A 25730-nucleotide genomic window follows, 5' to 3' on the forward strand; every position below is an offset into this window, starting at 1 on the left:
GGTGGCGCGCCCGTGCCCGCCTTCCATCCCGGGCCCGAAAGCCTGCCGGAAGAGATCGCGGTCTTTCCGCTCACGGGCGCGCTGCTGCTGCCGCAAGGCCGGCTGCCGCTGAACATCTTCGAGCCCCGCTACCTCGCCATGGTGCAGGACAGCCTGGGCCGGGGGCGGTTCTTCGGCATGATCCAGCCCGATCCCAGCGCGCCGGGGGTCACCCCGCCCGGTCTCTACGGCACGGGCTGCCTGGGCCGCGTCTCCTCCTTCTCCGAGACGGAGGACGGGCGGCTGCTGATCACCCTGACCGGCCTGCTCCGCTTCCAGGTGCGCCAGGAGCTGCCCCTGCATCCGGGGGGCTACCGGCGGGTCCGGGCGGACTACCGCCCCTGGCTTGCCGATCTGGAGACCGGCGGCGCGGAGCCCCTGCTCGACCGCGCGGCGCTGATGTCGGCGCTGCACCCCTATTTCCGGGCGCGGCGGATCGAGGCGAACTGGGAAGCGATCGAGAAGCTGCCGGACCCGATGCTGGTCACCACGCTGGCCATGGTCTGTCCCTTCGATCCGCGCGAGAAGCAGGCGCTGCTGGAGGCCCCGACTCCGGAAGACCGGGCGAGGACGCTGGTGACCCTGTTGCAGATGGATGCCCTCGGCGGGCCGGACGCCTCACCGTCCGGCAGGCCGAGCTGAACGAGAACGAGACGATGAACGACACCAAGACATCCGCCCCGGTCGATCCCCGCCTGCTGGAGATCCTGGTCTGCCCCGTGACCAAGGGACCGCTGCGCTATGACCGCGAGCGCGGCGAACTGATCAGCGACAAGGCCGGGCTGGCCTATCCGATCCGCGACGGCATTCCGATCATGCTGCCGGACGAGGCGCGCCGGCTCGACGGGTGAGCATCGCCGCGCCCCTGGTCCCGACGGAGCTACGCCTCCGCCGGGCGGAGAAGCGGCTGGAGGTCGCCTGGCCGGATGGGGTGCGCCACAGCCTGCCGGCCGAGTACCTGCGGGCGGAAAGCCCCTCCGCCGAGGTGCAGGGCCACGGTCCGGGCCAGAAGAAGCTGGTCTCGGGCCGCCGCCATGTCGGCATCATGGCGCTGGAGCCGGTCGGCCATTACGCGGTCCGGATCGTCTTCGACGACCTGCACGACACCGGCATCTACAGCTGGACGGTGCTGCGCCGGCTGGGGGAGGAGCAGGAAGGCTGGTGGCCGGCCTACGAAGCCGAGCTGGCGGCCAAGGGGCTGTCGCGCGATCCCTCCACCCGGCCGGACCATGCCGGGGCGGCGGGCGCCCGCAAGCCCGGCGGCTGCGGCTGCGGCTAGCGGCCCGCCGCGGCAAGGGGGGGGCGCCGGGGAGCGGCGTGAATTATCCGACAGGCCCGGGGCCGGCCCTTGCATCCCCGTGGGGCTCCCACACCTAACCCCGGTCCGCGCCGCGTGCCTGATCCCCGCAGATGTCCCGCGCAGCCCCCGGCGGCACGCCGTGCGGGCGAGCTGTTCAGCGGCGTTCCGGCCTGCACGGCGTGCCGCCGTTGGAGCTTCCGAACGCCGATGCCCGATTCTTCCCGCATCCTGCCCGCGGTCCTGGCCGCATCCCTGGCCGTCCTGCCGCAGGCATGGCCGGTGTCGGCCCTGGCGCAAGGGGTGGCCCCTGGGTTGGCTCAGCCGGGCACCGCCCCGCAGGCCGCGCCCGTCCGCATCCGGGGCAGCATCGTCTCGGTCGAGGGTGCCTCGATGGTGGTGAAGAGCCGCGACGGCGACACGCTGCCCGTGACCCTCGCCGGCAACCTGACCGTCGTCTCGCCCAGGCCGGTGGAGCTTTCCAGCATCAAGCCTGGCGACTATCTCGGCATCGTCGGCGTGCCGGGCGAGGGCGCGACTCTGGAGGCTCGCGCCGTCCAGGTCTTTCCCGAGGCGATGCGCGGCGTCGGCGAGGGGCATTATCCCTGGGACCTGCCGGGCACCAGCATGACCAATGCGACGGTCGATGCCGCCGTCTCCGCCACCTCCGGCCGCGAACTCACCATGGCCTACAAGGGCCAGACGCTGCGCATCCATGTGCCGCCCGGCACGCCGGTCGTCACCCCTGTCCCCGCCACGCGCGAGGACCTGAAGCCCGGCGCCGCGGTGATGTTCGGCGCCACCCGCGACGCCGAGGGCCGCCTTACCGCAACCCGCGTCACGGTCGCCAAGGACGGCGTTTCCCCGTCCAACTGAGGCCGCGGCATGTCCTCCGACCTTTCCCCGGGCCCTCCGCCCGACCTTCCCGCGGGGGCCACCCGCCCGCGCCGCCCGCGCCCGGGGGGCACCCGCCCGGAAGGCGCCCCCGCCGAGGCGGGCCGCCCGGCTTCCCGGGGTTCCTCCCGGGCCGTTTCTTCCGTGGCTCCCTGGCCCTGGCTGGACCGGGGCGGCCGCGTCTCGCCCTTCAAGACCGCCGTCTTCCTGGCCACGCTGCTGCCCGGCCTGATCGCCGGGCTGCGCTGGAGCACGGGCACGCTCGGCGCCGAGCCCTATATGGAGGCGACGCACCAGACCGGCCTCTGGGCCATCCGCTTCCTGCTGATCTCGCTCGCCGTCACGCCTCTGCGCTACCTGGCGGAATGGCCCCGTGTCGTGGTGCTGCGGCGGATGCTGGGCCTCGCCGCCCTGGCCTATGCCCTGGCGCACCTGATGCTCTACGTGATCGACCAGCGCTTCGACCTGCTCCACGTCGCCGGCGAGATCCTGAAGCGCACCTACCTCACCATCGGTTTCGCGGCGGTGCTCGGCCTCTGCGTCCTGGGTTGGACCTCCACCGACGCCGCGGTCCGCCGCATGGGCCGCAACTGGAAGCGCCTGCACCGGCTGGTCTTCCCGATCGCCGGCCTGGGCGCGCTGCACTTCTTCATGCAGTCGAAGGTCGATGTCTCCGAGGCCGTGCTCATGGCAGGCTTCCTGCTCTGGCTCATCCTCTGGCGCCTGCTTCCGGCCACGCGGCGGACCGGCTTCCTGCCCCTGCTTGCCCTCGTGCCCCTCGCCACCCTCGGCACCGCCGTCATCGAATACGGCTGGTACGCCCTGGCTACCCGCGTCCCCGCCGCGCTGGTGCTGCGGGCCAACCTGGCCCTCGGCTATGGCCTGCGCCCCGCCCAGTGGGTGGCCCTGGTGGCCCTGGCGCTCGCCTTCCTGCCCTTCCTGGTCCGTCTCGTCCGGCGCCTTCGTCCGGCGTGACGGCCGCCGCGCTTCGTATCCGCGGGTCAGGGGGTGGGTCTTTGCCATGCCCCCGTGCCCCGGAGGTTATCGTCACCGGCTGTGACGCTTTAGGATTTTAGTGTTTTAGGTTTTTAGTCCTTTATGCGGCTTGGCAGGTGCAGGGCTTTGTCCTGGGTGGCGGGTAGGGTTGGCCAAGTGACCGCCACAGGGGCAGACGACGCTGCAAAGGGGTGGCGTTGATTATATTCCTATATCGCCGGGCGGGCAGGGAAGCAAGGAACGTTTGCGGTGGCCGTGACCTGTCCGGGTGGCGGTGAGGCCGGCGAGGGTACTCTTGGCCCGAGGGGAGGGCTCTGCCTTCGCCAGGAACCTGGTCAAACGCACATGTTTGACACTGGACTTTCCGTTCTCCGGCCTTGGCTGTGGCCGGATCGCGCCGGAGGGCATGGCTTTCCGACGGGCTGTCGGCGCCACCAGCATGGGAAAGGGTGTTTTCTTCCGCTGCCGGCACTGCCGCGTGCACCAGCCCTGCGGGACCGGCCCCCGGCACCGGCCTTTGCCGGAAGCACCAACTCATCGGGTCCAGGGCCCGCAGGGTCCTGGCGGAGAGGGGGCCGGGGCGAGAGGCAGGGCCTCTCCCCCGGGGGTGGCCAGACGAAACCACGCCGGAGCCCATGGGTGAAGGGAAGGGCCGCCGTTCGTATCAGGCCTTGCGCCGGCTCCTGGCCGGCTTCGCCTCCGGTTCCGGCTCCGGTCCGGCCATTTTCCGGGCGACATGCAGCAGGGCCTGCTTGGAGGCCATGTCCAGCCGGCCATAGGCCCGCAGCAGGGCTTCCTGGTCGCCGGACAGCAGGCCGAAATCCCCCTGTTCCTCCGCCAGCAGCTCGGGCGGGGGCGGGGCGTCCGGGTCCAGCCCCACGAGGTAGGAGACCGAGCATTCCAGCACCTCCGCCAGCTTGCGCAGCGGCGTGCCGCGCGGGCTGGGCGCCTGTCCCGTCAGGATGCGCTCGATGCTCCCGGGTGGCAGTCCCGCCTTCTTCGTAGCGCTGGCGGGGTCGAGGTCCAGGCGTTCCAGCCGTGCCTCGATCCGCTCGGCCATCGGGGAAATCTCGGGAGAGGGCTCGGTCATGTGGACCGGGAAGATGAGCCCGCTGCCCCGCTCCGCCAAGCCCGCGCCTTGCCGCGAAGGCTTCCGGACCCTAGGTGGGACAGGACATGTTTCCGGTCCCGCATGGACCGGTGCCCCACACGGACGACCTGGATTTTTCATGAGCAATTCGAACTGGAAGCACCCTTCCGAGGCTGAGCGGCAAGGCCAGGCCCACCCCGAGGACGACATCGCCATTCCCGTCCACGAGACACCGGCCCCGGAGGCGGGGGAGGCCGCGGAAGCCTTGCCGCCGCAGCCCGAATCGGAGCGCGTCGCGGCGCTGGAGGAGGAGCTCGCCGCCCTGCGCGACAAGTGGATGCGGGCGGAGGCCGAGGCCCAGAACGCCCGCAACCGCCAGCGCAAGGAGGTGGAGGACGCCCGCAACTACGCCATCCAGAAATTCGCCACCGACGTGGCCGAGGCGGCGGACAACCTGCGCCGGGGCCTCGATGCCCTGCCGCAGCCCGAGCCGGGCGAGCCCGAGCTGCTGGGCAAGCTGCGCGGCGGCTTCGAGGGGGTGGAGCGCTCCTTCCTTTCCATGCTGGAGCGCCATGGCGTGCAGCGGGTGGAGGCGGCCGGCCGGCCCTTCGACCCGGCGCTGCACCAGGCCATGGCCGAGCAGCCGGCCCCGCCGGGCGTGGAGCCGGGCACGGTGATCCAGGCCTGGACCCCGGCCTGGACGCTGAACGGCCGCCTGTTGCGCCCCGCCATGGTGGTGGTCGCGGGCAAGCCGGCCTGATCCGCCGCCGCGACATCCGGGCCGCCGACATCCCCGCCCTGGCCAGGCTGAACGACGCCCATGCGGCGGAGCTGAACGCGGTCGGGGAGACGGGATTCGCGGATCTGGCGCGTGGCGCCTTCCGCGCCCGCGTCGCGGTGGGGGAGGCGGGCAGGCCCCTGGGTTTCCTGCTCGCCTTCGCTGGCCTGCCGCTGCGCGGGCCGAACCATGGCTGGGTCCACCGCCATCGTCCGGGTGCGGTCTATGTGGACCGCGTGGCCGTCGCCGCCGCGGCCCGCGGGCAGGGGATCGCCCGCCGCCTTTACGAGGATCTGGCGGCGGGCCTCCTGGCCGCCGGGCGCTGCGGCGTGGGCTGCGAGGTCAACCTGGACCCGCCCAACCCCGGCAGCCTCGCCTTCCATGCGAGGCTGGGCTTCCGCCCGGTGGGCGAGGCGCGGGACCCGCGGAACGGCAAGCGCGTCCTCTACCTGTTCCGCGGAGCAGGCCCCGGCCCGGCCGCCCCGCCGTCTGCCGGAGCGCCGCCTCCTGGACCGCCTTTCGGGCCATCCCGGCCCTGACCGGCGGTTTCCGGCGGAATCCGGGGGTCTGACTCGCGGGAAGCGCGCAAGGAGGGGCCGCTTTGCGGGTGTTGCCCTCTTGTTGCCAAAGCCCTGGAACAATACATCCTTGGTCGCGGACCGGTCCCGGTCCGAACCAATTCCCCACATCCGAGCAAATGGGGACCGGCACGGCGCCTGAGCAGGGCCGTCCCGATCCGCCGCAGAGGAGAGACGGATGAGCAAAGTTATCGGCATCGATCTCGGCACCACGAATTCCTGCGTCGCCATCATGGAAAGCGGCGAGGCCCGGGTGCTGGAGAATGCCGAGGGCGCGCGCACGACGCCCTCCATGGTCGCCTTCACCAAGAATGGCGAGCGCCTGGTCGGCCAGGCCGCGAAGCGCCAGGCGGTGACCAACCCCACCGACACGCTCTATGCCGTGAAGCGCCTGATCGGCCGTCGCTTCGACGACGCCATGGTGCAGAAGGAGAAGAGCCTCGCCCCCTTCCACATCGTGCGCGCCGACAACGGCGACGCCTGGGTGGAGGCGCGCGGCGACAAGATGGCGCCGCAGCAGATCAGCGCCTACGTCCTGGGCAAGATGAAGGAGACGGCCGAGAACTACCTCGGCGAGCCCGTCTCCCAGGCCGTGATCACCGTCCCGGCCTATTTCAACGACGCCCAGCGCCAGGCCACCAAGGAGGCCGGCCGCATCGCGGGCCTCGAGGTGCTGCGCATCATCAACGAGCCGACGGCCGCCGCGCTGGCCTATGGGCTCGACAAGAAGAACTCCGGCACGATCGTGGTCTATGACCTCGGCGGCGGCACCTTCGACGTTTCCGTGCTGGAGATCGGCGACGGCGTCTTCGAGGTGAAGTCCACCAATGGCGACACCTTCCTGGGCGGCGAGGACTTCGACCAGCGGGTGATCGACTACCTGGCCGACGAGTTCAAGAAGGAGAACGGCATCGACCTGCGCGGCGACAAGCTCGCCCTGCAGCGCCTCAAGGAGGCCGCCGAGAAGGCGAAGATCGAGCTGTCCTCGGCCAAGCAGACCGAGATCAACCTGCCCTTCATCACCGCCGACGCGACCGGCCCGAAGCACCTCGTGCTGCAGCTGACGCGCGCGAAGCTGGAGGCGCTGGTCGATGACCTGGTGCAGCGGACGCTGGAGCCCTGCCGCAACGCGCTGAAGGATGCGGGCCTCGCCGCGAACGAGATCGACGAGGTGATCCTGGTCGGCGGCATGACCCGCATGCCCAAGATCATCGAGACGGTGAAGCAGTTCTTCGGCAAGGAGCCCGCCCGCAACGTGAACCCGGACGAGGTGGTCGCCATCGGCGCCGCCATCCAGGGCGCGGTGCTGAAGGGCGAGGTGAAGGACGTCCTGCTGCTCGACGTGACCCCGCTGAGCCTGGGCATCGAGACGCTGGGCGGCGTGTTCACCCGGCTGATCGACCGCAACACCACCATCCCGACGAAGAAGTCCCAGACCTTCTCCACCGCCGACGACAACCAGACGGCGGTGACCATCAAGGTCTTCCAGGGCGAGCGCGAGATGGCGGCGGACAACAAGCTGCTCGGCAACTTCGACCTGCAGGGCATTCCGCCCGCGCCGCGCGGCGTGCCGCAGATCGAGGTGACCTTCGACATCGACGCGAACGGCATCGTCTCCGTGAGCGCCAAGGACAAGGCCACCGGCAAGGAGCAGAACATCAAGATCCAGGCCCGCTCCGGCCTGAGCGAGAACGACATCGAGCGCATGGTCAAGGACGCCGAGGCGAATGCCGAGGCGGACAAGAAGCGGCGTGAGGCGGTCGAGGCGCGCAACAACCTGGAGGCCCTGATCCACCAGACCGAGAAGACGCTGGCCGAGGCCGGCGACAAGGTCGGCGCGGCGGAGAAGGGCGAGGTCGAGGGCGCGCTGGAAGCGGCGAAGTCGGCCCGCGAGAACGGCGATGCCGAGACGCTGAAGCAGGCGACCGAGCGGCTGTCCGCGGCGGCCATGAAGATGGGCGAGGCCATGTACCGCGCCCAGTCCGAGGCCCAGGGTGCCTCCGGCCCGTCCTCCCAGGGCGCGCCGGGCGCGGGGCAGGGCGCCGGTGGTGCGGCCGGGGGCCAGCCGGGCGACGGCAGCAAGGTGGTGGACGCCGAGTTCGAGGACGTGGACCACAACAAGAAGAACCAGGGCTGACGGGCTGAGAGGCCTGCCGGCGCTGTAGGGCACGGCGCCCGGCCCGTGGGGATTTTGCCCCCCGGGCCGGGCGTTTTGCTATGAAGCGCCTCTGGTGTCCTGCCCGCGGCAGCCGCGGATCAGCAGGCCACAGGGAAAATTGGCCGGTTCGGTGATCGGGATCGCCGGACCAGGCCCGCCCTGCGAACGGGACGACGATGGCAAAGCGCGATTACTACGAAATTCTGGGTTGTGCCCGTGACGCGGGCGAGGACGAGCTGAAGAAGGCCTATCGCAAGCTCGCCATGAAGTACCATCCGGACCGCAACCAGGGCGACAAGGGCGCCGAGACGCGGTTCAAGGAGCTCAACGAGGCCTACGACGTCCTCAAGGACGGCGAGAAGCGCGCCGCCTATGACCGCTATGGCCATGCTGCCTTCGAGGGCGGGGGTGGCGGCGGGGCCGGGGGCTTTGGCGGCGGCGGCTTCGCCGGCTCGCCCTTCGAGGACATCTTCGAGCAGATGTTCGGCGCCAATTTCGGCGGCGGCGCGGGCGGCGGCGGCCGTGGCCGGGGCGGCGCGGCGGCGGGCCGTGGGTCGGACCTGCGCACCAGCATCGAGATCAGCCTCGAGGAAGCCTTCGCCGGGGTCAAGAAGACCATCCGCGTGCCCAGCTCCGTGGCCTGCGAGGCCTGCGACGGCTCGGGCGCCGAGGGCGGCAAGGCTTCCGTGCAGACCTGCGCCACCTGCCATGGCGCGGGCAAGGTCCGGGCGCAGCAGGGCTTCTTCCTGGTGGAGCGCACCTGCCCGACCTGCGGCGGCACCGGCCGCACGGTGAAGAACCCCTGCAAGGTCTGCCAGGGCGCCGGCCGCGTGCAGCGCGACCGCACCCTCAACGTCACCGTTCCGGCGGGTGTCGAGGACGGCACGCGCATCCGCCTGTCCGGCGAGGGCGAGGCCGGGCTCCGCGGCGCGCCCGCGGGCGATCTTTATGTGGATATCGGCGTGCGTACGCACCCGCTCTTCGTGCGCGACGGCAACAACATCTTCGTCCGCGTGCCGCTGCGCATGACCCAGGCGGCGCTGGGCGGGGCGGTGGAGGTGCCGACCATCGATGGCGGCCGCGCCCGCGTCACCATCCCGCAGGGCACCCAGGCGGGCGACCAGTTCCGCCTGCGCGGCAAGGGCTTCTCCGTGCTCCGCTCGGCGGCGCGCGGCGACATGTACGTGCAGGTCAGCGTCGAGACGCCGCAGAACCTGTCCCCCCGCCAGCGCGAGCTGCTGGAGCAGTTCGAGGCCGAGGCGCGGGAGGGCGACCGGTCCTCGCCGGAATCCGAGGGTTTCTTCGCCAAGGTGAAGGAGTTCTGGGACGGGCTGGGCCGCTAGGGCGGATCGCGTCCGGATGGAAGCATCCGGACGCCGCCCGCATCCGCCTCAGCGCAGCGTCGCTTCCTCCAGCACCGCCAGGGTCTGGCCGCCGCCATCGGTCAGGGTCAGCACGCGCCCGGCGATCCGGTAGCCCCTGGCCGCCTCCAGCGCGGCGAAGAAGCGGTTCTCGCGTTCCCCGGTGTCCCGGTCGAGGCAGGCCATGCGGGTGCTGGCCACGGGGCCGATCCGCAGCGTGCCCGGTCCGGACAGATAGGTGCCGGTCAGGCGGTTGCAGCCTCCGGAGCCGGAAACCCGCTTGTTCTGCGCGTCGAACTGCAGGAAGGGGGCGCGCTGGTTCTGGCCGGGGGAGACAGGCTTCCCGTCCAGTTGCGTGAGGCGCCAGGCGACGCCTTCCAGGGGCTGATCCGGCGTGGCGGCCACGGGCTGGGCTGCTGGTGCGGCATTCGCGGGCGCGGGGGCCGTGGCGGTTTGCGGGGGGGCGGAGGGATCGGCGCAGGCGGCGAGGCCGAACAGGCCACTCGTCGCGAGGGCCAGGAATGCGCCGCGGCCGGGAAGCAGGGATCGTTTCATCGAGGTTCTTCTGGCCTCCGTGTGATGGGGGATGGAGCCTAGTCCGGTATTCCCACCTGCGAACCCCGCCGCTGCTCAACTCATGGAGTGCATGCTCGCCGGGACGCCATATGCGGGGCCGGATCAGTCGCGGAACACCACCGTGCGGCTGCCGTTGAGCAGGATGCGTCCTTCGAGCTGCCAGAGCAGGGCGCGGGACAGGACGCGGCGCTCGATGTCGCGGCCCTGGCGGATCAGGTCATCGGGCGTGTCGTTGTGGCTGATGCGTTCCACGTCCTGCTCGATGATCGGCCCTTCGTCGAGATCGGCGGTGACGTAGTGCGCCGTGGCGCCGATGAGCTTCACGCCGCGCGCATGCGCCTGGTGGTAGGGGCGCGCGCCCTTGAAGCCCGGCAGGAAGGAATGGTGGATGTTGATGCAGCGCCCGGCCAGCTTCCCGGCGAGGTCGTCGGAGAGGATCTGCATGTAGCGCGCCAGGACCACCAGGTCCGTGCCGGTCTCCTGCACCAGCGACCAGATCCGCTCCTCCTGCTCCCGCTTGTTCGCCTTCGTCACCGGCAGGTGGTGGAAGGGGATGCCGGCGAAGTCGAGATGCGCATAGGTCTCCAGCGGATGGTTGGAGACGATGGCTGTCGGGATCATCGGCAGCTCGCCGATGCGCCAGCGGTAGAGGATGTCAGCGAGGCAGTGGTCGAAGCGGGAGGCCAGCAGCATGACGCGCTGCCGCTCGCCCCGGTCGCGCAGGCTCCAGGCCATGCCGAAGCGTTCCGCCACGGCGCCGAAGCCCTGCCGCAGCGCCGCCAGGTCCAGCCGGTCCTCGGGATGGTCGAGGGTGATGCGCGCGAAGAAGCGGGTGCTTTCCGTGTCGTCGTACTGCTGCGCCTCGCGGATGTTGCCGCCGTGCTCGAAGATGCAGCCGGCCACCGCCGCCACGATGCCGGGCCGGTTGGGGCAGGACAGGGTCAGGATATATTGCGTGGCTGTCATGTGGCGTCCGATGGCTGGTGAAGGCCGGGCGGGCGTGCCGCCGGGCATGGCCCGGTCCGCGCCACGGCATGGGGGCCGCGTTCCCGCCGGTTCCTGACGGTTGTCGCGACCGGGCCGCCGGCCAGCTTCCGGGGGCCGGCCCCCTCATAGCCCGAGGCTGCCGCGGCGGGCCAGGGGGTTGGCGGGCGACGGCGGAAGTGCGTTCCGGATCACCACCACGCGAGGCAGGCCGGTTTCCGTGCCCGTCATCTCATCCTGTTGATCGGCCGGGGCGGGCAGGCCCGTTCTCATCCGCGGATGGCTGGTTCAGCCTCGCCGCAACAACGGATCACCGAACGTCACGATGCGATTCACGATGGGCCCACGCCCGCCATCCCCCGCGCGGGCGCGCCTGTCCGGCCACGGCCCGTCCACCGTCTCCTGACCGGCGCCGTGCCGCAGATCTTCTCTCCCCAGGCCGACACGCTGGCCCGCGCCGGGCTGCTGGGTGTCCTTCTGTTCATCCTGGCTGGGCTCGGCCTGTTGCTCTGGCTGCCTTTCACCGCGCATGTGACGCGGCAGGACATGGTGGTGGAACAGCCCGTGCAGTTCAGCCACGCGCATCATGTCGGTAGCCTCGGCCTCGACTGCCGCTACTGCCACACCTCCGTCACGGAATCCCGTTTCGCGGGGGTACCGCCGACCGAGACCTGCATGACCTGCCATTCGCAGATCTGGACCAATGCCGCGATCCTGGCGCCGGTGCGCGAAAGCCTCGCGAAGCATGTGCCGATCGCCTGGCAGCGCGTCCACCGCCTGCCGGACTATGTCTTCTTCGACCACAGCGTGCATGTGCACAACGGCGTCGGCTGTGCCACCTGCCATGGCGATATCGGGCGGATGCCACAGGTCCGGCAGGTGGCGCCGCTGACCATGGGCTGGTGCCTGGACTGCCACCGCGACCCGGCGCCGAACCTGCGGCCGGAGGATGCCATCACCCGCATGGACTGGACGCCGCCCGCCGACCGGCGGCGGCAGGGCGAGGCGCTGATCCGCCATTACATGATCCAGACGGAAGGGCTGACGGAATGCTCCCGCTGCCACCGCTGAGCGATCCTCCGTCCGATATTCCGGAGGGCGGACCGGTGATGAGCCGGCGCCGGGCCGGGCTGGCGCTGCTGGGCACGGCGCTGAGCCTCACCGCCTGCGGCCAGCCGGCGGAGGAGATCGTCCCCTATGTGGAGCAGCCGGAGAACGTCGTCCCCGGCGTGCCGATGCGCTATGCCACGGCGCTGACGCTGAACGGCTATGCGCGCGGCGTGATCGCCACCTGCTTCGAGGGCCGCCCGGTGAAGCTGGAGGGCAATGCCGCGCATCCCGGCAGCCTCGGCGGCACGGATGCCTTCACCGAGGCGGCAATCCTCTCGCTCTATGACCCGGACCGTTCCCGCGCTGTGCGCCAGGGCATCCGGATCGCGCCGCGCGACGCGCTCTTCACCGCCCTGCTGCCGCAGATCCGCAAGGCGGAGGCGCGTGGCGGGGCGGGGCTGCATCTGCTGACGGGGCACCTCACCTCGCCCACCCTGCTGCGGCTGATCGGCGATGTGCGTACCCGCTTCCCGGGCCTGCGCTGGCACGCGCATGAGCCGGTGGGGGAGGAGAACCTCCGCGCGGGCGCCGCGCTGGCCTTCGGGCGGCCGCTTTCCGCCCTGCCGCGCCTGGACCGGGCCACCACCATCCTGGCGCTGGATGCCGATCCGCTCGGCCCCGGGCCGGACCAGCCACGCCACGCGCGGGGCTTCGCCGCGCACCGGCAGGCCCGGAGGGGGCAGTCCGGGGACTTCTCGCGCCTCTATGTCGCGGAATCCGTGCCGAGCCTGACGGGCGCCAAGGCCGATCACCGCCTCGCCCTGCCGCCCGCCGGGCTGCGGGACCTCGCCATCGCCCTGGCGGCCGGGCTGGGCGCGCCGCTGGAGGCCCCGGCCCTGGACCCCGCCGTGGCGCGCTGGCTAGAGGCCGCGCTGGCCGATCTGCGGGCCCGCCCCGGGGAAGGGCTGGTGCTGGCCGGCCCCTGGCAGCCGCCGGAGGTGCAGGCGCTGGCGCACTGGGCCAACCACCGTCTCGGCGCCCCGGTGGAGTACCGCGAGCCCTTGGCGGAGCGGGCGCCGGAGGACCTCGCCGCGCTGGCGGAGGCCCTGCGCGGCGGGGCGGTGGAGACGCTGCTGATCCTGGACCGCAACCCGGTCTACGACGCGCCCGCCGATCTCGGCTTCGCGGAGGCGCTGGGCAAGGGCGGCGCCTTCACCCTGCATCTCGGCGGCTCCTTTGACGAGACCGCCGCCGCCTGCCGTTGGCACGTGCCGATGACCCATCCGCTGGAGGACTGGGGCGATGCCCGGGCCACGGAGGGCACGGCCAGCCTCGCGCAGCCGCTGATCAAGCCGCTCCACGACACGGTCTCGCCCGCCCAGGCCCTGGCCGCGCTGCTCGGGCGGCTGGACAGCGACCCGTATGCGGAGCTCCGCGCCACCTGGCGGGGCACGGGGCCCGGGGCGGAGTTCGAGGACTGGTGGCGGCAGGCGCTGCATGACGGGGTGCTGCCGGACAGCGCGCCCGCCCCGGTGGCGCCGCCGGAGCCGCGCCTGCCGGAACTCCGCGCCGTGTTGCCGGAGGCCGGGCTGGTCCTCGCGCTGCGCCCCGACCCTGCCTGCTGGGACGGGCGCTTCGCCAACAATGCCTGGCTGCAGGAATGCCCGAAGCCGCTGACCCGGCAGGTCTGGGGCAATGCCCTGCTGCTCGCGCCCGAGGAAGCGCGGCGGCGCGGGCTGGAGGCGGGCGACCGGGTGGCGCTGGACTGGCGCGGGCGGCGGCTGGAGGCGCCGGTCCTGCCGCTGCCCGGCATGGCGCCGGGCGTGGCGGCGCTCAGCCTCGGCTATGGGCGGCGGCGGGCGGGCTCGATCGGCGACGGGCTGGGCGCGGATGCCTATGCGCTGCGCGACAGCCGGGCGCCCTGGGGCGGCGCGGGGCTCGCCCTGGCGAAGACCGGCCACCGGGGCGAGGTGCTGCGCCCGCTCGACGCGCATGGGCTGGAGGGCGACCGGCACAGCCTGTTCCGCGCCTTCGGCCTGGAGGAGCTGGCCGGGCGCGAGGCGCCGCCGTCGGCCACGCCGCCCAGCCTGCTGCCCAGCCTGCTGCCCCGGCAACCCGCCCCGGATTTCCCGGCCTGGGCGATGGTGATCGACACCACGCTCTGCATCGGCTGCAACGCCTGCGTCATCGCCTGCCAGGCGGAGAACAACGTGCCCGTGGTCGGGCCGGAGGAGGTGGCGCGGGGCCGCCACATGGCCTGGCTGCGGGTGGACACCTACTGGCAGGGCGAGGCGGAGGCGGACCCGCGCCCCGGCTTCCAGCCCGTGCCCTGCATGCATTGCGAGCAGGCGCCCTGCGAGCCGGTCTGCCCCGTCGCGGCCTCGGTGCACGACAGCGAGGGGCTGAACGTGCAGGTCTACAACCGCTGCATCGGCACCCGCTTCTGCCAGGGCAACTGCCCCTACAAGGTCCGGCGCTTCAACTTCTTCGGCTATAATGACGGGCAGGAATACGCGAACCTCGGCGATCCGGTGGTGGCCGCGCAGCACAATCCGGAGGTGACGGTGCGGGCGCGCGGGGTGATGGAGAAATGCACCTACTGCACCCAGCGCATCAGCGCCGCCCGCCGCGTCGCGGAGAAGGAGGACCGGCCGCTCCACGCCGATGAGGTGCGCACCGCCTGCCAGAATGCCTGCCCGGCCCAGGCCATCGGCTTCGGCGACCTGAAGGCGGAGGGCTCCGCCGTGGCGGCGCTGCGGCGGGAGCCGCAGCACTACGCGCTGCTGGGCGAGCTCGGGACGCGGCCGCGCACCACCTATCTCGGCGCCGTGCGAAACCCTCATCCGGGGCTGGAGGACGGGGCATGAGTGGCGCCACCGACGGGCTGCTGCCGCGCGAGGCCAGCTACGGCTCCCTGGTCGGCACCGTCGCCGACCCGCTGCTGCGGGAGAAGGCGGGCGGACGCTACCGCATCGCCTTCCTGCTCGCCCTGCTGGTGACGCTGATGATGGCCGCCATCATCACCTGGCTCTTCGCCCAGGGCATCGGCATCTTCGGCAACAACACCTCGGTGGTCTGGGGCTTCCCCATCGCCAACTATGTCTGGTGGATCGGCATCGGCAATGCGGGGACCTTCATCTCGGCGGCGCTGCTGCTGACACGGCAGCCCTGGCGCGCGGCGATCAACCGCTTCGCCGAGGTGATGACGATCTTCGCCGTCTCCATCGCCGGGCTGTTCCCGATCCTGCACCTGGGCCGGCCCTACCGCGCCTATTGGGTGATCCCCTATCCGAACTCGATGGGCCTCTGGCCGCAATGGGACAGCGCCCTGGTCTGGGATGCCGCCTCCATCGTCGCCTACCTGGTCTTCTCGGTGCTGTTCTTCTTCCTGGGCCTGATCCCGGACCTCGCCACGTTGCGCGACCGGGCGCAGACGCGGGCGGGGCGGCGGGTCTATGGCGTGCTGGCGCTGGGCTGGCGCGGCTCCGCCCGGCACTGGCAGCTGCACGACACGGTGTACCGCGCCATGGCGATGATCGCCCTGCCGCTGGTGGTTTCCGTGCACAGCGTCGCGGCGCTGGATTTCGCGGCGAGCCTGATGCCGGGCTGGTCGGAGTCGATCTTTCCGCCCTATTTCGTGGTGGGCGCGCTCTTTTCCGGGTTCGGCATGGTGATCGTGCTTGCCGCCGCGATGCGCTGGGGGCTGGGGTTGCAGGCGGTGATCACGCCGCGCCATTTCGAGGTGATGGCGCGGGTGGTGCTGGCCGGGGCGCTGGCCATGGGCCTGTCCTATGGCACCGAATGGTTCAACGACTGGTATGGCGGCGACGCGTCGGAACGCGCGCACCTGCATTTCCTGTTCAACAGCCCCTATACGGCCCTGTACCTCGCCATGCTCGCCTGCAACGTGCTGGTGCCGCAGCTCTTCTGGATCGGTGCGCTGCGGCGGCGGATCTGGTTCGTGGTGCTGGTGGCGGTGGTGCTGAACATCGGCATGTGGCTGGAACGCATCCTGATCATCTGGAACACGCTGTCCCACACGCACCTGCCGGCGACGGAAAGCGTCTTCCACCCGACGCCCTGGGACTGGGGGCTGCTGGCGGGCACGCTGGGCTTCTTCGCGCTGCTGATGCTGACCGCGTCGCGCCTGCTGCCGGTGGTGGCGATGCACGACATGGGCAAGTTGCTGCACCGGCGGAGGCGGGAGGGATGAGCCCGCCGCCGCTGCTCCTCGCCGAGTTCCGCGATCCGGACACGCTGCTGGCCGCCGCCCGGCGGGCGCGGGAGGCCGGGCTGCACCCGATCGACGCGCACACGCCCTTTGCCGTGGACGGGCTGCCCGAGGCGCTGGGCCTGCCGCGCTCCCGGCTGCGGGTGCTGATGCTCGCCGCCGGGCTGGCGGGGGCGGCGCTGGCCTATCTGATGTGCTGGTACGCCTCCGTGCACGGCTATCCGCTGCTGGTCGGCGGGCGGCCGCACCATGCCTGGCAGGTCTATCTGGTGCTGAGCTTCGAGGGCGGCATCCTGGCCGCGGTGCTGGCCGGGGTGGCCGGGTTCTTCTTCGCCAGCGGCCTGCCGCGCCTGCACCATCCGCTCTTCGAGGCAAAGGATTTCGAGCGCGCCAGCCAGGACCGCTTCTTTCTTTCCGTGGCCGATCCACGGGCCGACGAGGCGCGCCTCGCGGCGCTGCTGGACGGGCTCGGGCCGCTTTCCGTGCGGGCGGTGGCGGCGTGAGGGCGCCGGTCCTCCTGCTGCCGCTGCTCCTGCCGTCTCTCCTGCTGGGGGGCTGCAAGCAGGAGATGGCGCAGCAGCGCCGCATGGACACCTACGAGCAGACCGGGGTCTGGAAGGACGGCACCACCGCGCGCCCCATCCCGGCCGGCACGGTGGCGCGGGGCGACCGGGCGCGCGATGCCGCCGCCCTCGCGCCGCCGCCCGTCACCCCGGCGCTGCTGGCGCGCGGGCAGGAGCGGTTCGGCATCTTCTGCACGCCCTGCCACGGCCTGTCGGGCGAGGGCAACGGCATGATCGTGCAGCGCGGCTTCCCGCCGCCGCCCTCCTTCCACACCCGCCGCCTGCGCGCGGTGCCCGCCCGCTATCTCTTCGACGTCATCACCGAGGGTTATGGCGTGATGTATTCCTATGCCGCCCGCGTGCCACCCGAGGACCGCTGGGCCATCGTGGCCTATCTCCGCACGCTGCAGCTTTCCCGCCACGCCACCCTGGCCGAGGCGCCGGAAGCCGCCGGGGCAATCCGGGAGGCGGGGCCTTGAGGGCGCCTGCCCTGCTTTCCGGCTGGCATCCGGTGCTGGCGAGCCTTGTGGCGGCGCTGCTGCTGCTCGGCTGGGGCCTGCTGCTCTCGCCGGGGCTGGCGGCGGTGGGCTGGCTGGCCGGGCTGCTCTTCTGGCTGGGCATCTCCCTGGGCGCCTTCGTGCTGCTGGCGGTGCATGCCCTTACCGGCGGCCACTGGGGCGCGGCGCTGGACGGGGCGCTGGTGCCCGCCGTGGCGGCGCTGCCGCTCTTCCTGTTGCTCGCCCTGCCGCTGGCCTTCGCCATGCCGGCGCTCTTTCCCTGGGTGGCGGACCCGTCACGGGTCCTGCATGCGGATGTGGCGGCGCTCTACCTGAACCCGCCCGGCGCCCTGCTGCGCGGCGGGGTCTCGCTGCTGCTCTGGTCCGCCCTGGCGCCGCTGCTGGTGCTGCTGCGCGGCGCGGCGCGGACGGCGCTGGGGGCGGTGGCGCTGCTGCTGCATGTGGTGCTGCTCACCATGCTGTCGGTGGACTGGCTGCTGTCCATCGACCCGCGCTACCACTCCACCGCCTTCGCGCTGGGGCTGCTGGTGATGCAGATGCTGGCGGGCCTCGCCTGGGCGGCCGTCCTGCGGCCCGAAGCCGGCGGCGGCGAGCCGGGCCGGGCCGGGGATCTCGCCGGGATGCTGGTGGCTGCCGCGCTGGGCACGCTCTACCTCACCTATGTCCAGTACCTCACCGCCTGGTACGGCAACCTGCCGGACAAGGCCGCCTGGTTCCTGCTGCGGCGGGAGGCGCCCTGGCCCTGGGTGCTGGCGGCGGCGCTGCTGCTGTCCGGCCTGCTGCCGCTCTGCGGGCCGATGCTGCGTTCCTGGCGGCGGAGCCCCGGGGCGCTGGCCCGCATCGGGCTGGGGGTGCTGGCGGGGCTTTGGCTGCACCTGCTCTGGCTGGCCGGCCCGGGCTTCGGCGCCTGGAGCCTGCTGAGCGGGGCCCTCGGCCTCGTCGCCGTGGGGGGCGCCTGGACCGGGCTGGTGCGGGGCGTGCTGGCACCCCGCCTGCGGCGCCCCGCCGCGCCGGCGCGGGAGGGGCTGCGCCATGGCTGAGGAGATCCGCACGCGCGAGCCGCTGGACCTGTACCCCCGCGCGGTGCTGCTGGTGGGGTTCGGGACGCTGCTCTTCCTGCTGCTGGGCATGGGCGGGCTGTTCTGGGTCTATAGCCGCACCGGCATCCGCACCAACCAGCCGCCCCCGCCGCAGGATTTCCCGGCGCCGGAACTGCAGACCGATCCGCGCGGCGACCTCGCGCGCTTCCTGGCGGAGCAGCGCCAGGGACTGGAGGGCTACGGCTGGGTGGACCGGGCGCGGGGCCTGGTCCGCATCCCGGTGCAGCGGGCCATGGAGATCCAGGCCGGGCGCGGCGCGGAGGCCTATGGGCCGCTGGAGGCGCCGGAGCCGGGTGTGCCGCTGCCGGTGCGCCCCGAGGCGGCCCGCAGGGGGGAGGCGGGGCCATGAGGCTTTCCCGGATGCGGCCAGGCTTCCTGGTGGCCGTGCTGCTGCTCGCCCTGGCCGGCCCGGCCCGGGCGGCCCTGACCGAGGCGCAACTGGCCGAGGTGGAGCTGGCGCCGCCGCCGGGCGCGCGCCTGCCGCCCGGTCTGGCGCTGCGGGACGAGGACGGGCGCGATGTCACGCCCGCCGCCCTCCAGCACGGCCTGCCGGCGGTGCTGGTGCTGGCCGACTTCACCTGCGTCACGCTTTGCGGCCCGGCGCTCGGGATCGCCGCCCATGCCCTGGCGGAGACCGGGCTGCGGCCGGGGCGGGACGTCGTGTCGCTCGCCATCGCCCTGGGCTCCCGGGATGGGCCGGCCGAGGCGCGGGCGATGAAGGCGGCGCATCTGGGCGGGCTTCCGCCGGAGCTCCTGGCCGCCACGCATTTCCTGACCGGCCCGGCCGTCCCGCTGGCCGAGGTGCAGTCCGCGCTCGGCTACCGGGCGCAGTTCGACAGGGAGGCCGACCGCTATGCCCATCCCACCGGTATCCTGGTGCTGACCGGCGACGGGCATGTCTCGCGCCTGCTGGACGGGCTGGCGCCCGATCCCGGCGTGCTGCGGCTGGCGCTGGTGGAGGCCTCGCAGGGCCGCGTCGGCACGCTGGGGGACCGCATCCGCCTGCTCTGCTACGGGCTCGACCCGGCGCACGGGATCTACAACGGCGTGGTGAAGCGGGCGCTGACGATGGGCACGGTGCTGACCCTGGGCGGGCTGGGGCTGTTCCTGTTCCTCGTCTCGCGCCGGCGGGTGCCGGGCGGGATGCGCCCATGAGCGGGTTCCGCCTCTGGCCCGACGCCGCCTCGGACGTCGCGCAGCGCACCGACCTGATCGTGGTGATCATGCTGGTGCTCTCGGGCGCCATCCTGCTGCTGGTGACCTGCCTGCTGCTCGGCTTCGCCATCCGCTATCGCCGCGGCTCGAAGGCGCCGCGCGGGCCGCTGCCGGAGATCCTGCAACGGGAGGTGGAGGTCGGCTGGACCGTGGCCACGGCGCTGCTGGCGCTCGTGCTCTTCGCCTGGGGCGGCGCCACCATGCTGTCCTTCGGCGGCGCGGAGCAGGGGGACGCGGTGGAGATCCATGTCCAGGCCAAGCAGTGGATGTGGAAGACGCGGCACGCCAACGGGGCGCAGGAGATCGACGCCCTGCACGTGCCGCTGGGCCAGCGGGTGCGGCTGATCATGACCTCGCAGGACGTGATCCATTCCTTCTTCGTCCCGGCCTTCCGGGTGAAGCAGGACGTCCTGCCCGGCCGCCTGACCGAGCTGCGCTTCACCCCCACCAAGCCCGGCACCTACGAGCTCTTCTGCGCCGAGTACTGCGGCACGCTGCACGCCCGCATGGGCGGCACGGTCACGGTGCTGGAGCCGGACGACTACGCGCGGTGGCTGGCGGCGCAGCCGGAGGCCGACGACCTGGCCGGGGAGGGCAGGGTGCTCTTCACCGCGCTCGGCTGCTCCGGCTGCCATGCCGGCAGCGCCACCGTCCACGCGCCGCGGCTGGAGGGGCTCTACGGCCGCCAGGTGCCGCTCTCGGACGGGCATTTCGTCACCGCCGACGAGGCCTATCTGCGCGATTCCATCCTGCAGCCGGCGAAGCAGGTCGTGGCCGGCTTCGCGCCGCTGATGCCCTCCTTCGCCGGGCTGGTGGGAGAGGACGAGCTGCAGCGCCTCGTCGCCTATATCCGCTCCCTGCGGGAGGAGAAGTCACCGTGAGCGACATCGCCGCCGACGCCGCCATGGCGCCCCGTGCCCGCCCGGCGGAAGAGGAAAGCTACCTGACGGCGGAACGGGGCATCGCCTCCTGGCTGCTGACCACCGATCACAAGCGCATCGCCCTGCTCTACGCGGCGGCGCTGACCGCCTTCTTCTTCATTGGCGGGGCGGGGGCGGTGGCGATCCGGATGGAGCTCTTCACGCCGCAGCAGGACCTGATGTCGGCGGACACCTACAACCGGATGTTCACCCTGCACGGCACGGTGATGGTCTGGTTCTTTCTGGTGCCCTCCATCCCCAACACGCTGGGCAACTTCCTGCTGCCGCTGATGATCGGGGCGAAGGACCTCGCCTTTCCGCGGCTGAACCTGTCCTCCTGGTATCTCTTCGTCGGCGCCGGCGCCTTCCTGGTCTATGCGCTGATCGCCGGCGGGGTGGACACGGGCTGGACCTTCTACACGCCCTATTCCACGATGTTCTCCAACTCCTACGTGCTCGCCGCCGTCTTCGCGGTGATCGCCGTGGGCTTCTCCTCCATCATGACGGGGCTGAACTTCATCGCCACGGTGCACATGCTGCGCGCGCCGGGGATGCACTGGTTCCGCCTGCCGCTGCTGGTCTGGGCGATCTACGGCACCAGCCTGGTGATGGTGCTGGCGACCCCGGTGCTGACCGCCGTGCTGCTGCTGATCTTCGCCGAGCGCGCCTTCGGCCTGCCCGTCTTCGACCCGGCGCGGGGCGGCGACCCGCTGCTGTTCCAGCACCTCTTCTGGTTCTACAGCCACCCGGCCGTGTACATCATGATCCTGCCTTCCTTCGGCGTGATCAGCGAGATCGTCACCTGCTTCGCCCGGCGGCAGATCTTCGGCTACAGCTTCATGGTCTATGCGATCCTCTGGATCTCGGTGATCGGCTTCCTGGTCTGGGGCCACCACATGTTCGTCTCGGGGCAGTCGCTCTATGCCTCGCTGGTCTTCTCCTTCCTCTCCTTCGTCATCGCCGTGCCCTCGGCCATCAAGGTCTTCAACTGGACCTTCACCCTCTACCGGGGCGAGATCGTCTTCGAGTCGCCGATGCTCTACGCCATCGGCTTCATCGGCCTCTTCACCATCGGCGGGCTGACCGGGCTGTTCCTGGCCTCCATCCCGATCGACGTGCACGTGACCGACACCTATTTCGTCGTGGCGCATTTCCATTTCATCATGGTGGGCGGCGCGGTCACGGCCTTCTATGGCGGGCTGCATTTCTGGTGGCCGAAGATCACCGGGCGCCTCTACCCGGATGGCTGGGCGCGCTTCGCCGCCATCCTGATGTTCTTCGGCTTCGGCTTCACCTTCTTCCCGCAGTTCATCATGGGCTATCTCGGCATGCCCCGGCGCTACGGCGCCTATCCGCCGGAGTTCCAGGTCTATCACGTCATGTCCTCCTGCGGCGCGGTGCTGCTGGCGGGAGCCTATCTGCTGCCGATGGGCTATCTCGCCTGGTCGCTGTTCCGCGGGCAGCGCGCGGGGAACGATCCCTGGAACGCCACGGGGCTGGAATGGCAGACCACCTCGCCGCCGCCGCGCGACAATTTCCGCGTCCCTCCGGTCGTGAAGACCGGCCCCTACGTCTACCATGACGAGGATTTCGGGCCGGACCGCCGCACCGAGGAGCCGCACCGGAACCAGGACGAGCCCCGGTGAGCGCGGCGGACCTCCCCGCGGCGCCCGCGCCCGATCCGATCCGCGAACCCTGGGAGAGCCTGCACCGGCAGCGCCTGGGCTCCAGCCTCGGCATCTGGATCTTCCTGGGCAGCGAGGCGATGCTCTTCGGCGGGCTGATCATGGCCGTGGTGGCGAACCGGGCGCTGCATCCGCAGGCCTTCGCCGCCGCCGGGCACGAGACGGACGTGGTGCTGGGCACGCTCAACACCGCGATCCTGCTGACCAGCAGCCTGACCATGGCGATCGCCTCCGAGGCCGCCCAGGCGGAGCTGCGCCGCACGGCCCTGCGCGGCTTCGCCCTGACGCTGCTGCTGGGCCTGGCCTTCCTGGCGGTGAAGGGCTTCGAGTACCACAAGGACATCACGGAGCGTCTCGTGCCCGGGCCGGGCTTTCCGCTGCCCGACCCGGCCTCGCAGATCTTCTTCGGCTTCTACTGGGGCATGACCGCGCTGCACGCGCTGCACATGACGGCGGGGCTGGGCGTGGTCGGCTGGCTGGGCTGGCAGGCCTGGACGCGCCGCCGCGCGCTGCGCAGCCCGGCCTATGAGGTGGTGGCGCTCTACTGGCACCTGGTCGATATCGTCTGGGTCTTCCTCTACCCGCTCTTCTATCTCGGGGGACGCTCGTGACCGCGCCGCACGGCCTAGCCGAGGCCGGTCCGCGCAGCACGCGCGACATCCTGCGCGCGACCCTGCCGCTGTGGCTGGCGCTGATGCTGCTGCTCGCCGCGACACTCGGCCTCGCCTATGTGCCGCTCGGTCGCTGGAGTGCGGCGGTGGCCTTCGGCATCTCCGGCGTGAAGACGGTGTTGATCGGCGTCTTCTTCATGAAGCTGCGCGACGCGATACCGCTGGTGCGGATCGCCGCCTGCGCCACGATGCTGTGGCTCGCCTTCCTCTTCCTGCTCACCTTCGCCGACCTGCTGACGCGCGCACCCCTGACGCAGCCGGGGACGATCGTGCCATCGATGGGCTGATCCGACCCGCCGCTTTTCCCCTGTTCTTGCGTTGCGCTTCGTGGCTGGCCGCCGGGGGAGAGGCGCTGCCTCTCACCCCGGACCCCCTCTCCGCCGGGGACCGGAGCCGGTCCCCGGACCCCGGGCTTTCGTTGGTGCCTGTGGTAGCCGTCAGACTGTGGGTTGCTCCCCGGGAACAGGTGGAGACGCGGGGCACCTGAAGAGAAAGACATGCTGTCCGCGCCTGTGGCACCGGCGGTCCGCCGGAGAGCCAGGCTCTCCGGCGCGATCCGGCCGCAGCGAGAACCAGCTCGTCGGGTCCAGGGCCTGCAGGGTCCTGGCGGATAGGGGGTTCCGGGGGAAAGGCAGCGCCTTTCCTCCGGGACGGCGCAATGCTGCCCGGCCATCATCCACGGCCGGGCGGCATTGCGCATCAGGCCGGCACGACCGGTGCCTTGTCGCGGCGCAGTGCGCCGATCACCTGCTTGTCCAGATGCAGGTGCGACTGCAGGAGCTGCTGCGGCGTCAGGGCCATCCATTGGTTCAGCGACAGGTCGGCGTAGTGGTCGCTGCGGAACATCTCCAGGAAGCGCAGGGTGGTGCTGCCGGTGTTCTCGACGTAGTGGCCCATGGCGAAGGGCACGTAGCCGACATCGCCCGCCACGTAGTCGAAGGTGCGCGCCTGGCCGGAGGCGGCGAAGACGCCCATGCGTGCCTGCCCCTCGATGTAGTACTGCCATTCGTTGGTGTTCGGGTGCCAGTGCAGCTCGCGCAGCCCGCCGGGCTCGATTTCCACCAGGGCCGCGGCGATGGTCTTCGAGGCCTTGAAGACGGAGGAATCCGTGATGCGCACCGTGCCGCTCTTCGTGCGGATCGGGTCCTGCGCCAGCATGCGGTGGCTGAAGCTCCCGGCCGAGGGCACCTGCGTCACGCCATCGAGGCGGTCCTGCGCCAGCGGCCCGGGCTTGTCCGCCTTGAAGATATAGAGCTCGTCCGGGCTCGGCGTATGGCCGAAGAGATTGGCGGGCACGCCGAAGTTCTTGGCCAGCACCTCGGCCGGCACGCGGCGGAACCAGTCGCTGATCAGGAAGGTGCTGTCCTCGTCGAAATGCCCGTCGTCGAAGACGAGCAGGAACTCGCAGCCGTCATCGCCCAGGCCCTGGATCGAATGCGGGATGCCGCCGGGGAAGTACCAGAGGTCGCCGACGCCGACATCGTCCACGAACTGCCGGCCCTGCGTATCGATCGCGGTGATGCGGGCACTGCCGTAGAGCATGTAGGCCCACTCGGCCTCCTTGTGCCAGTGCAGCTCGCGCACGCCGCCGGCATTGAGGCGCATGTTCACCCCGGCGATGTCCTGCGACACGCCAAGCTCGCGCACCGTGACCTGCCGCGTCCAGCCGCCGCTTTCCTGCCGCACATGCGCGTCGGCATAGGAGAAGCGGAGGTTCGGCAGCGTCCCGTGATCCGTGGAGGGCGGGTTCAGCATGTCCGGATTCTGCCGCGTGCGCGACAGGTCACGCGGGCCGGGATCGGTGCCGCCGGTGTTGGGGGCGCGGCTGGGCTGCGGGGTCTGCGCGGCCTGTTGCGCGCCCGCCGCGGCGGGCACCAGGGCGGCGGCTGCGGCGGTTCCGGCGATGACGTTCCGGCGGGAGACCGAATTCATGAGTTATACTCCGTGTGACCAATCGTTCATGTCGATCACAAGTATTCGAGTCTCCCGGCTTTGCCCGATAACTTGCCGCGGACTTATGGGGCGGCCCGTCCCACGCGTCCATGCGGGGGGTGCTTCAACCTCTCGCGACGATGCCTCATGGGCGCGCGTCAGATCTCGGTGCGGACCTGCCAGAGCTCCGGGAAGAAGGAGCGTTCCAGCGCCGTGCGCAGGAAGGCGACGCCGGCGGAACCACCGGTCCCGGCGCGGAAGCCGATGATGCGCTCCACCGTCTTCATGTGGCGGAAGCGCCATTGCTGGAAGGAATCCTCCACATCCACCAGCTCCTCCGCGAGCTGGTAGAGATCGAAATGCGTCTCCGCCTCGCGGTAGATCCGCAGCCAGGCCGCCTGCAGTTCCGGGCTGTGCCGGTGCGGCTGCGTCAGGTCGCGCTCCAGCAGCGACGCCGGCAGGGCGAAGCCGCGCCGTGCCAGAAGGCGGATGGCTTCGTCGTAGAGGCTCGGCGCGCGCAGTGCCGCGTCCAGCGCCGCGTGTGCCGCCGTGTCGTGCCGGTGCGGCAGCATCATCTTCGCGTCCTTGGCGCCCAGGCGGAATTCCAGCATCCGGTACTGGAAGGACTGGAAGCCGGAGGACTTGCCCAGCACGCCGCGGAAGCTGAGATAGTCCGCCGGCGTCATGGTGGAGAGCACGTCCCAGGCGCCGATCATCTGCGACTGGATGCGCGAGACCCGGGCCAGCGCCTTGAAGGCCGGGTCCAGCGCGTCGCGGCGGATGGAATCCAGCGCCAGGCCGAGTTCGTGCGTGATCAGCTTCAGCCAGACTTCCTGCACGTGGTGGATGGTGATGAACAGCATCTCGTCGTGATGCGTGCTGAGTGGCTGCTGTGCCGAGAGCAGCAGGTCGAGCCGCAGGTACTCCCCATAGCCCATGCTCCGCGCGAAATCGGTGTGGATGCCCTCGGTGACGCGGCTGGGCAGGGGTTCGGCCCCGGGGGAGTCCGTGGGAGAGCTCAGGGAGGCATTCGTCGGGGCGCTCATCGGGGCGGGCTCCGGATCGGGGCTGGAAAAGGGTGCCGGTTTGCGGCC

Annotated in this window: 25 protein-coding genes and 1 pseudogene; 21 read left to right on the forward strand and 5 right to left on the reverse strand. The window is 71.4% G+C overall.

The window, feature by feature from the left end:
• The first annotated feature begins 12 nt into the window (after positions 1–12).
• The 5 genes from BT98_RS0121235 to BT98_RS0121255 all read left to right on the forward strand — a co-directional run bounded on the left by BT98_RS0121235 (position 13) and on the right by BT98_RS0121255 (position 3205).
• A complete protein-coding gene (locus BT98_RS0121235; RefSeq protein WP_019459275.1) occupies positions 13–681 on the forward strand; it encodes an LON peptidase substrate-binding domain-containing protein in 669 nt (222 codons plus the stop codon).
• Positions 682–695: 14 nt separating this feature from the next.
• On the forward strand, positions 696–890 hold the full coding sequence (locus tag BT98_RS0121240) for a Trm112 family protein (protein WP_019459276.1): 195 nt from the start codon (positions 696–698) through the stop codon (positions 888–890).
• Entirely contained in the window at positions 887–1318 is a 432-nt protein-coding gene (locus BT98_RS25570) for a gamma-butyrobetaine hydroxylase-like domain-containing protein (RefSeq protein WP_019459277.1), read from the forward strand. Before BT98_RS0121240 ends, BT98_RS25570 begins: the two co-directional genes overlap by 4 nt.
• A 228-nt stretch (positions 1319–1546) precedes the next feature.
• Positions 1547–2212: a hypothetical protein gene (locus tag BT98_RS0121250; protein ID WP_019459278.1), complete on the forward strand. Its 666-nt coding sequence runs from the start codon at positions 1547–1549 to the stop codon at positions 2210–2212.
• A gap of 162 nt (positions 2213–2374) precedes the next feature.
• Entirely contained in the window at positions 2375–3205 is an 831-nt protein-coding gene (locus BT98_RS0121255; protein WP_037252038.1) for a protein-methionine-sulfoxide reductase heme-binding subunit MsrQ, read from the forward strand.
• A 685-nt stretch (positions 3206–3890) separates the two neighbouring features.
• On the opposite strand, the gene BT98_RS0121260 is transcribed toward BT98_RS0121255, so the two are convergent.
• Positions 3891–4316, reverse strand: coding sequence for a helix-turn-helix domain-containing protein (locus BT98_RS0121260; protein WP_099782188.1), 426 nt, complete (start codon positions 4314–4316; stop codon positions 3891–3893).
• 139 nt (positions 4317–4455) lie between these two features.
• Here BT98_RS0121260 and BT98_RS0121265 point away from each other — a divergent pair, with 139 nt between their 5' ends.
• The 4 genes and pseudogenes from BT98_RS0121265 (at position 4456) to dnaJ (ending at position 9173) form a co-directional block, all read left to right on the forward strand.
• Positions 4456–5076: a nucleotide exchange factor GrpE gene (locus BT98_RS0121265; RefSeq protein ID WP_019459281.1), complete on the forward strand. Its 621-nt coding sequence runs from the start codon at positions 4456–4458 to the stop codon at positions 5074–5076.
• Between the two features lie 137 nt (positions 5077–5213).
• On the forward strand, positions 5214–5633 hold the full coding sequence (locus BT98_RS25575) for a GNAT family N-acetyltransferase (RefSeq protein ID WP_019459282.1): 420 nt from the start codon (positions 5214–5216) through the stop codon (positions 5631–5633).
• 202 nt (positions 5634–5835) lie between these two features.
• A pseudogene (dnaK, locus tag BT98_RS0121275) lies at positions 5836–7809 on the forward strand (molecular chaperone DnaK); the annotation flags it as partial.
• Positions 7810–8006: 197 nt separating this feature from the next.
• On the forward strand, positions 8007–9173 hold the full coding sequence (dnaJ, locus tag BT98_RS0121280; RefSeq protein WP_019459284.1) for a molecular chaperone DnaJ: 1167 nt from the start codon (positions 8007–8009) through the stop codon (positions 9171–9173).
• A gap of 48 nt (positions 9174–9221) precedes the next feature.
• Here dnaJ and BT98_RS25580 read toward each other — a convergent pair whose 3' ends face one another.
• A complete protein-coding gene (locus BT98_RS25580) occupies positions 9222–9746 on the reverse strand; it encodes an META domain-containing protein (protein WP_019459285.1) in 525 nt (174 codons plus the stop codon).
• Positions 9747–9869: 123 nt separating this feature from the next.
• Positions 9870–10733 (reverse strand): formyltetrahydrofolate deformylase, encoded by an 864-nt coding sequence (purU, locus tag BT98_RS0121290; RefSeq protein ID WP_019459286.1) that lies wholly within the window; start codon positions 10731–10733, stop codon positions 9870–9872.
• A gap of 432 nt (positions 10734–11165) precedes the next feature.
• Between purU and BT98_RS0121295 the strand changes: the two genes are divergently transcribed.
• The 12 genes from BT98_RS0121295 to BT98_RS25595 are packed head-to-tail and all read left to right on the forward strand — an operon-like array spanning position 11166 to position 22991.
• A complete protein-coding gene (locus BT98_RS0121295) occupies positions 11166–11822 on the forward strand; it encodes a cytochrome c3 family protein (protein ID WP_019459287.1) in 657 nt (218 codons plus the stop codon).
• Positions 11823–11860: 38 nt separating this feature from the next.
• The gene (locus tag BT98_RS0121300; protein ID WP_202801160.1) at positions 11861–14668 is read left to right on the forward strand and encodes a 4Fe-4S dicluster domain-containing protein; all 2808 of its coding nucleotides are present in this window, start codon (positions 11861–11863) and stop codon (positions 14666–14668) included.
• Entirely contained in the window at positions 14665–16014 is a 1350-nt protein-coding gene (gene nrfD, locus BT98_RS0121305) for an NrfD/PsrC family molybdoenzyme membrane anchor subunit (protein ID WP_019459289.1), read from the forward strand. The genes BT98_RS0121300 and nrfD overlap by 4 nt, the downstream gene beginning before the upstream one ends.
• Entirely contained in the window at positions 16011–16535 is a 525-nt protein-coding gene (locus BT98_RS0121310) for a DUF3341 domain-containing protein (RefSeq protein ID WP_019459290.1), read from the forward strand. Before nrfD ends, BT98_RS0121310 begins: the two co-directional genes overlap by 4 nt.
• Entirely contained in the window at positions 16532–17074 is a 543-nt protein-coding gene (locus BT98_RS0121315) for a c-type cytochrome (RefSeq protein WP_019459291.1), read from the forward strand. The genes BT98_RS0121310 and BT98_RS0121315 overlap by 4 nt, the downstream gene beginning before the upstream one ends.
• Positions 17071–18153, forward strand: coding sequence for a hypothetical protein (locus BT98_RS25585; protein ID WP_019459292.1), 1083 nt, complete (start codon positions 17071–17073; stop codon positions 18151–18153). Before BT98_RS0121315 ends, BT98_RS25585 begins: the two co-directional genes overlap by 4 nt.
• Positions 18146–18562: a hypothetical protein gene (locus BT98_RS25590; protein WP_019459293.1), complete on the forward strand. Its 417-nt coding sequence runs from the start codon at positions 18146–18148 to the stop codon at positions 18560–18562. Before BT98_RS25585 ends, BT98_RS25590 begins: the two co-directional genes overlap by 8 nt.
• Positions 18559–19368 (forward strand): thioredoxin domain-containing protein, encoded by an 810-nt coding sequence (locus BT98_RS0121330; protein ID WP_147292458.1) that lies wholly within the window; start codon positions 18559–18561, stop codon positions 19366–19368. Before BT98_RS25590 ends, BT98_RS0121330 begins: the two co-directional genes overlap by 4 nt.
• Entirely contained in the window at positions 19365–20309 is a 945-nt protein-coding gene (gene coxB / locus BT98_RS0121335; RefSeq protein WP_019459295.1) for a cytochrome c oxidase subunit II, read from the forward strand. Before BT98_RS0121330 ends, coxB begins: the two co-directional genes overlap by 4 nt.
• On the forward strand, positions 20306–21994 hold the full coding sequence (locus BT98_RS0121340) for a cytochrome c oxidase subunit I (RefSeq protein WP_019459296.1): 1689 nt from the start codon (positions 20306–20308) through the stop codon (positions 21992–21994). Before coxB ends, BT98_RS0121340 begins: the two co-directional genes overlap by 4 nt.
• Positions 21991–22644, forward strand: a complete 654-nt coding sequence (locus BT98_RS0121345; protein ID WP_019459297.1) for a cytochrome c oxidase subunit 3 — start codon at positions 21991–21993, stop codon at positions 22642–22644. Before BT98_RS0121340 ends, BT98_RS0121345 begins: the two co-directional genes overlap by 4 nt.
• Complete coding sequence (locus BT98_RS25595) at positions 22641–22991, forward strand: cytochrome C oxidase subunit IV family protein (RefSeq protein WP_019459298.1); 351 nt, start codon at positions 22641–22643, stop codon at positions 22989–22991. The genes BT98_RS0121345 and BT98_RS25595 overlap by 4 nt, the downstream gene beginning before the upstream one ends.
• Positions 22992–23403: 412 nt before the next feature.
• On the opposite strand, the gene BT98_RS0121355 is transcribed toward BT98_RS25595, so the two are convergent.
• Complete coding sequence (locus tag BT98_RS0121355) at positions 23404–24636, reverse strand: oxalate decarboxylase family bicupin (RefSeq protein ID WP_019459299.1); 1233 nt, start codon at positions 24634–24636, stop codon at positions 23404–23406.
• A gap of 158 nt (positions 24637–24794) precedes the next feature.
• Entirely contained in the window at positions 24795–25682 is an 888-nt protein-coding gene (kynA, locus tag BT98_RS0121360) for a tryptophan 2,3-dioxygenase (protein WP_019459300.1), read from the reverse strand.
• Positions 25683–25730: the final 48 nt, after the last annotated feature.

The sequence above is a fragment of the Roseomonas mucosa ATCC BAA-692 genome (genome assembly GCF_000622225.1).
Lineage (GTDB): Bacteria > Pseudomonadota > Alphaproteobacteria > Acetobacterales > Acetobacteraceae > Roseomonas > Roseomonas mucosa.

Bases quoted from the DNA above. Each gene is read 5' to 3' on its own strand.
- BT98_RS0121240 (WP_019459276.1), top strand. From the start codon at position 696: ATGAACGACACCAAGACATCCGCCCCGGTCGATCCCCGCCTGCTGGAG.
- BT98_RS0121250 (WP_019459278.1), top strand. From the start codon at position 1,547: ATGCCCGATTCTTCCCGCATCCTGCCCGCGGTCCTGGCCGCATCCCTG.
- BT98_RS0121260 (WP_099782188.1), bottom strand. From the start codon at position 4,316: ATGACCGAGCCCTCTCCCGAGATTTCCCCGATGGCCGAGCGGATCGAG.
- BT98_RS0121265 (WP_019459281.1), top strand. From the start codon at position 4,456: ATGAGCAATTCGAACTGGAAGCACCCTTCCGAGGCTGAGCGGCAAGGC.
- dnaJ (WP_019459284.1), top strand. From the start codon at position 8,007: ATGGCAAAGCGCGATTACTACGAAATTCTGGGTTGTGCCCGTGACGCG.
- BT98_RS25580 (WP_019459285.1), bottom strand. From the start codon at position 9,746: ATGAAACGATCCCTGCTTCCCGGCCGCGGCGCATTCCTGGCCCTCGCG.
- purU (WP_019459286.1), bottom strand. From the start codon at position 10,733: ATGACAGCCACGCAATATATCCTGACCCTGTCCTGCCCCAACCGGCCC.
- BT98_RS0121300 (WP_202801160.1), top strand. From the start codon at position 11,861: ATGAGCCGGCGCCGGGCCGGGCTGGCGCTGCTGGGCACGGCGCTGAGC.
- nrfD (WP_019459289.1), top strand. From the start codon at position 14,665: ATGAGTGGCGCCACCGACGGGCTGCTGCCGCGCGAGGCCAGCTACGGC.
- BT98_RS0121310 (WP_019459290.1), top strand. From the start codon at position 16,011: ATGAGCCCGCCGCCGCTGCTCCTCGCCGAGTTCCGCGATCCGGACACG.
- BT98_RS25590 (WP_019459293.1), top strand. From the start codon at position 18,146: ATGGCTGAGGAGATCCGCACGCGCGAGCCGCTGGACCTGTACCCCCGC.
- BT98_RS0121330 (WP_147292458.1), top strand. From the start codon at position 18,559: ATGAGGCTTTCCCGGATGCGGCCAGGCTTCCTGGTGGCCGTGCTGCTG.
- coxB (WP_019459295.1), top strand. From the start codon at position 19,365: ATGAGCGGGTTCCGCCTCTGGCCCGACGCCGCCTCGGACGTCGCGCAG.
- BT98_RS0121355 (WP_019459299.1), bottom strand. From the start codon at position 24,636: ATGAATTCGGTCTCCCGCCGGAACGTCATCGCCGGAACCGCCGCAGCC.
- kynA (WP_019459300.1), bottom strand. From the start codon at position 25,682: ATGAGCGCCCCGACGAATGCCTCCCTGAGCTCTCCCACGGACTCCCCC.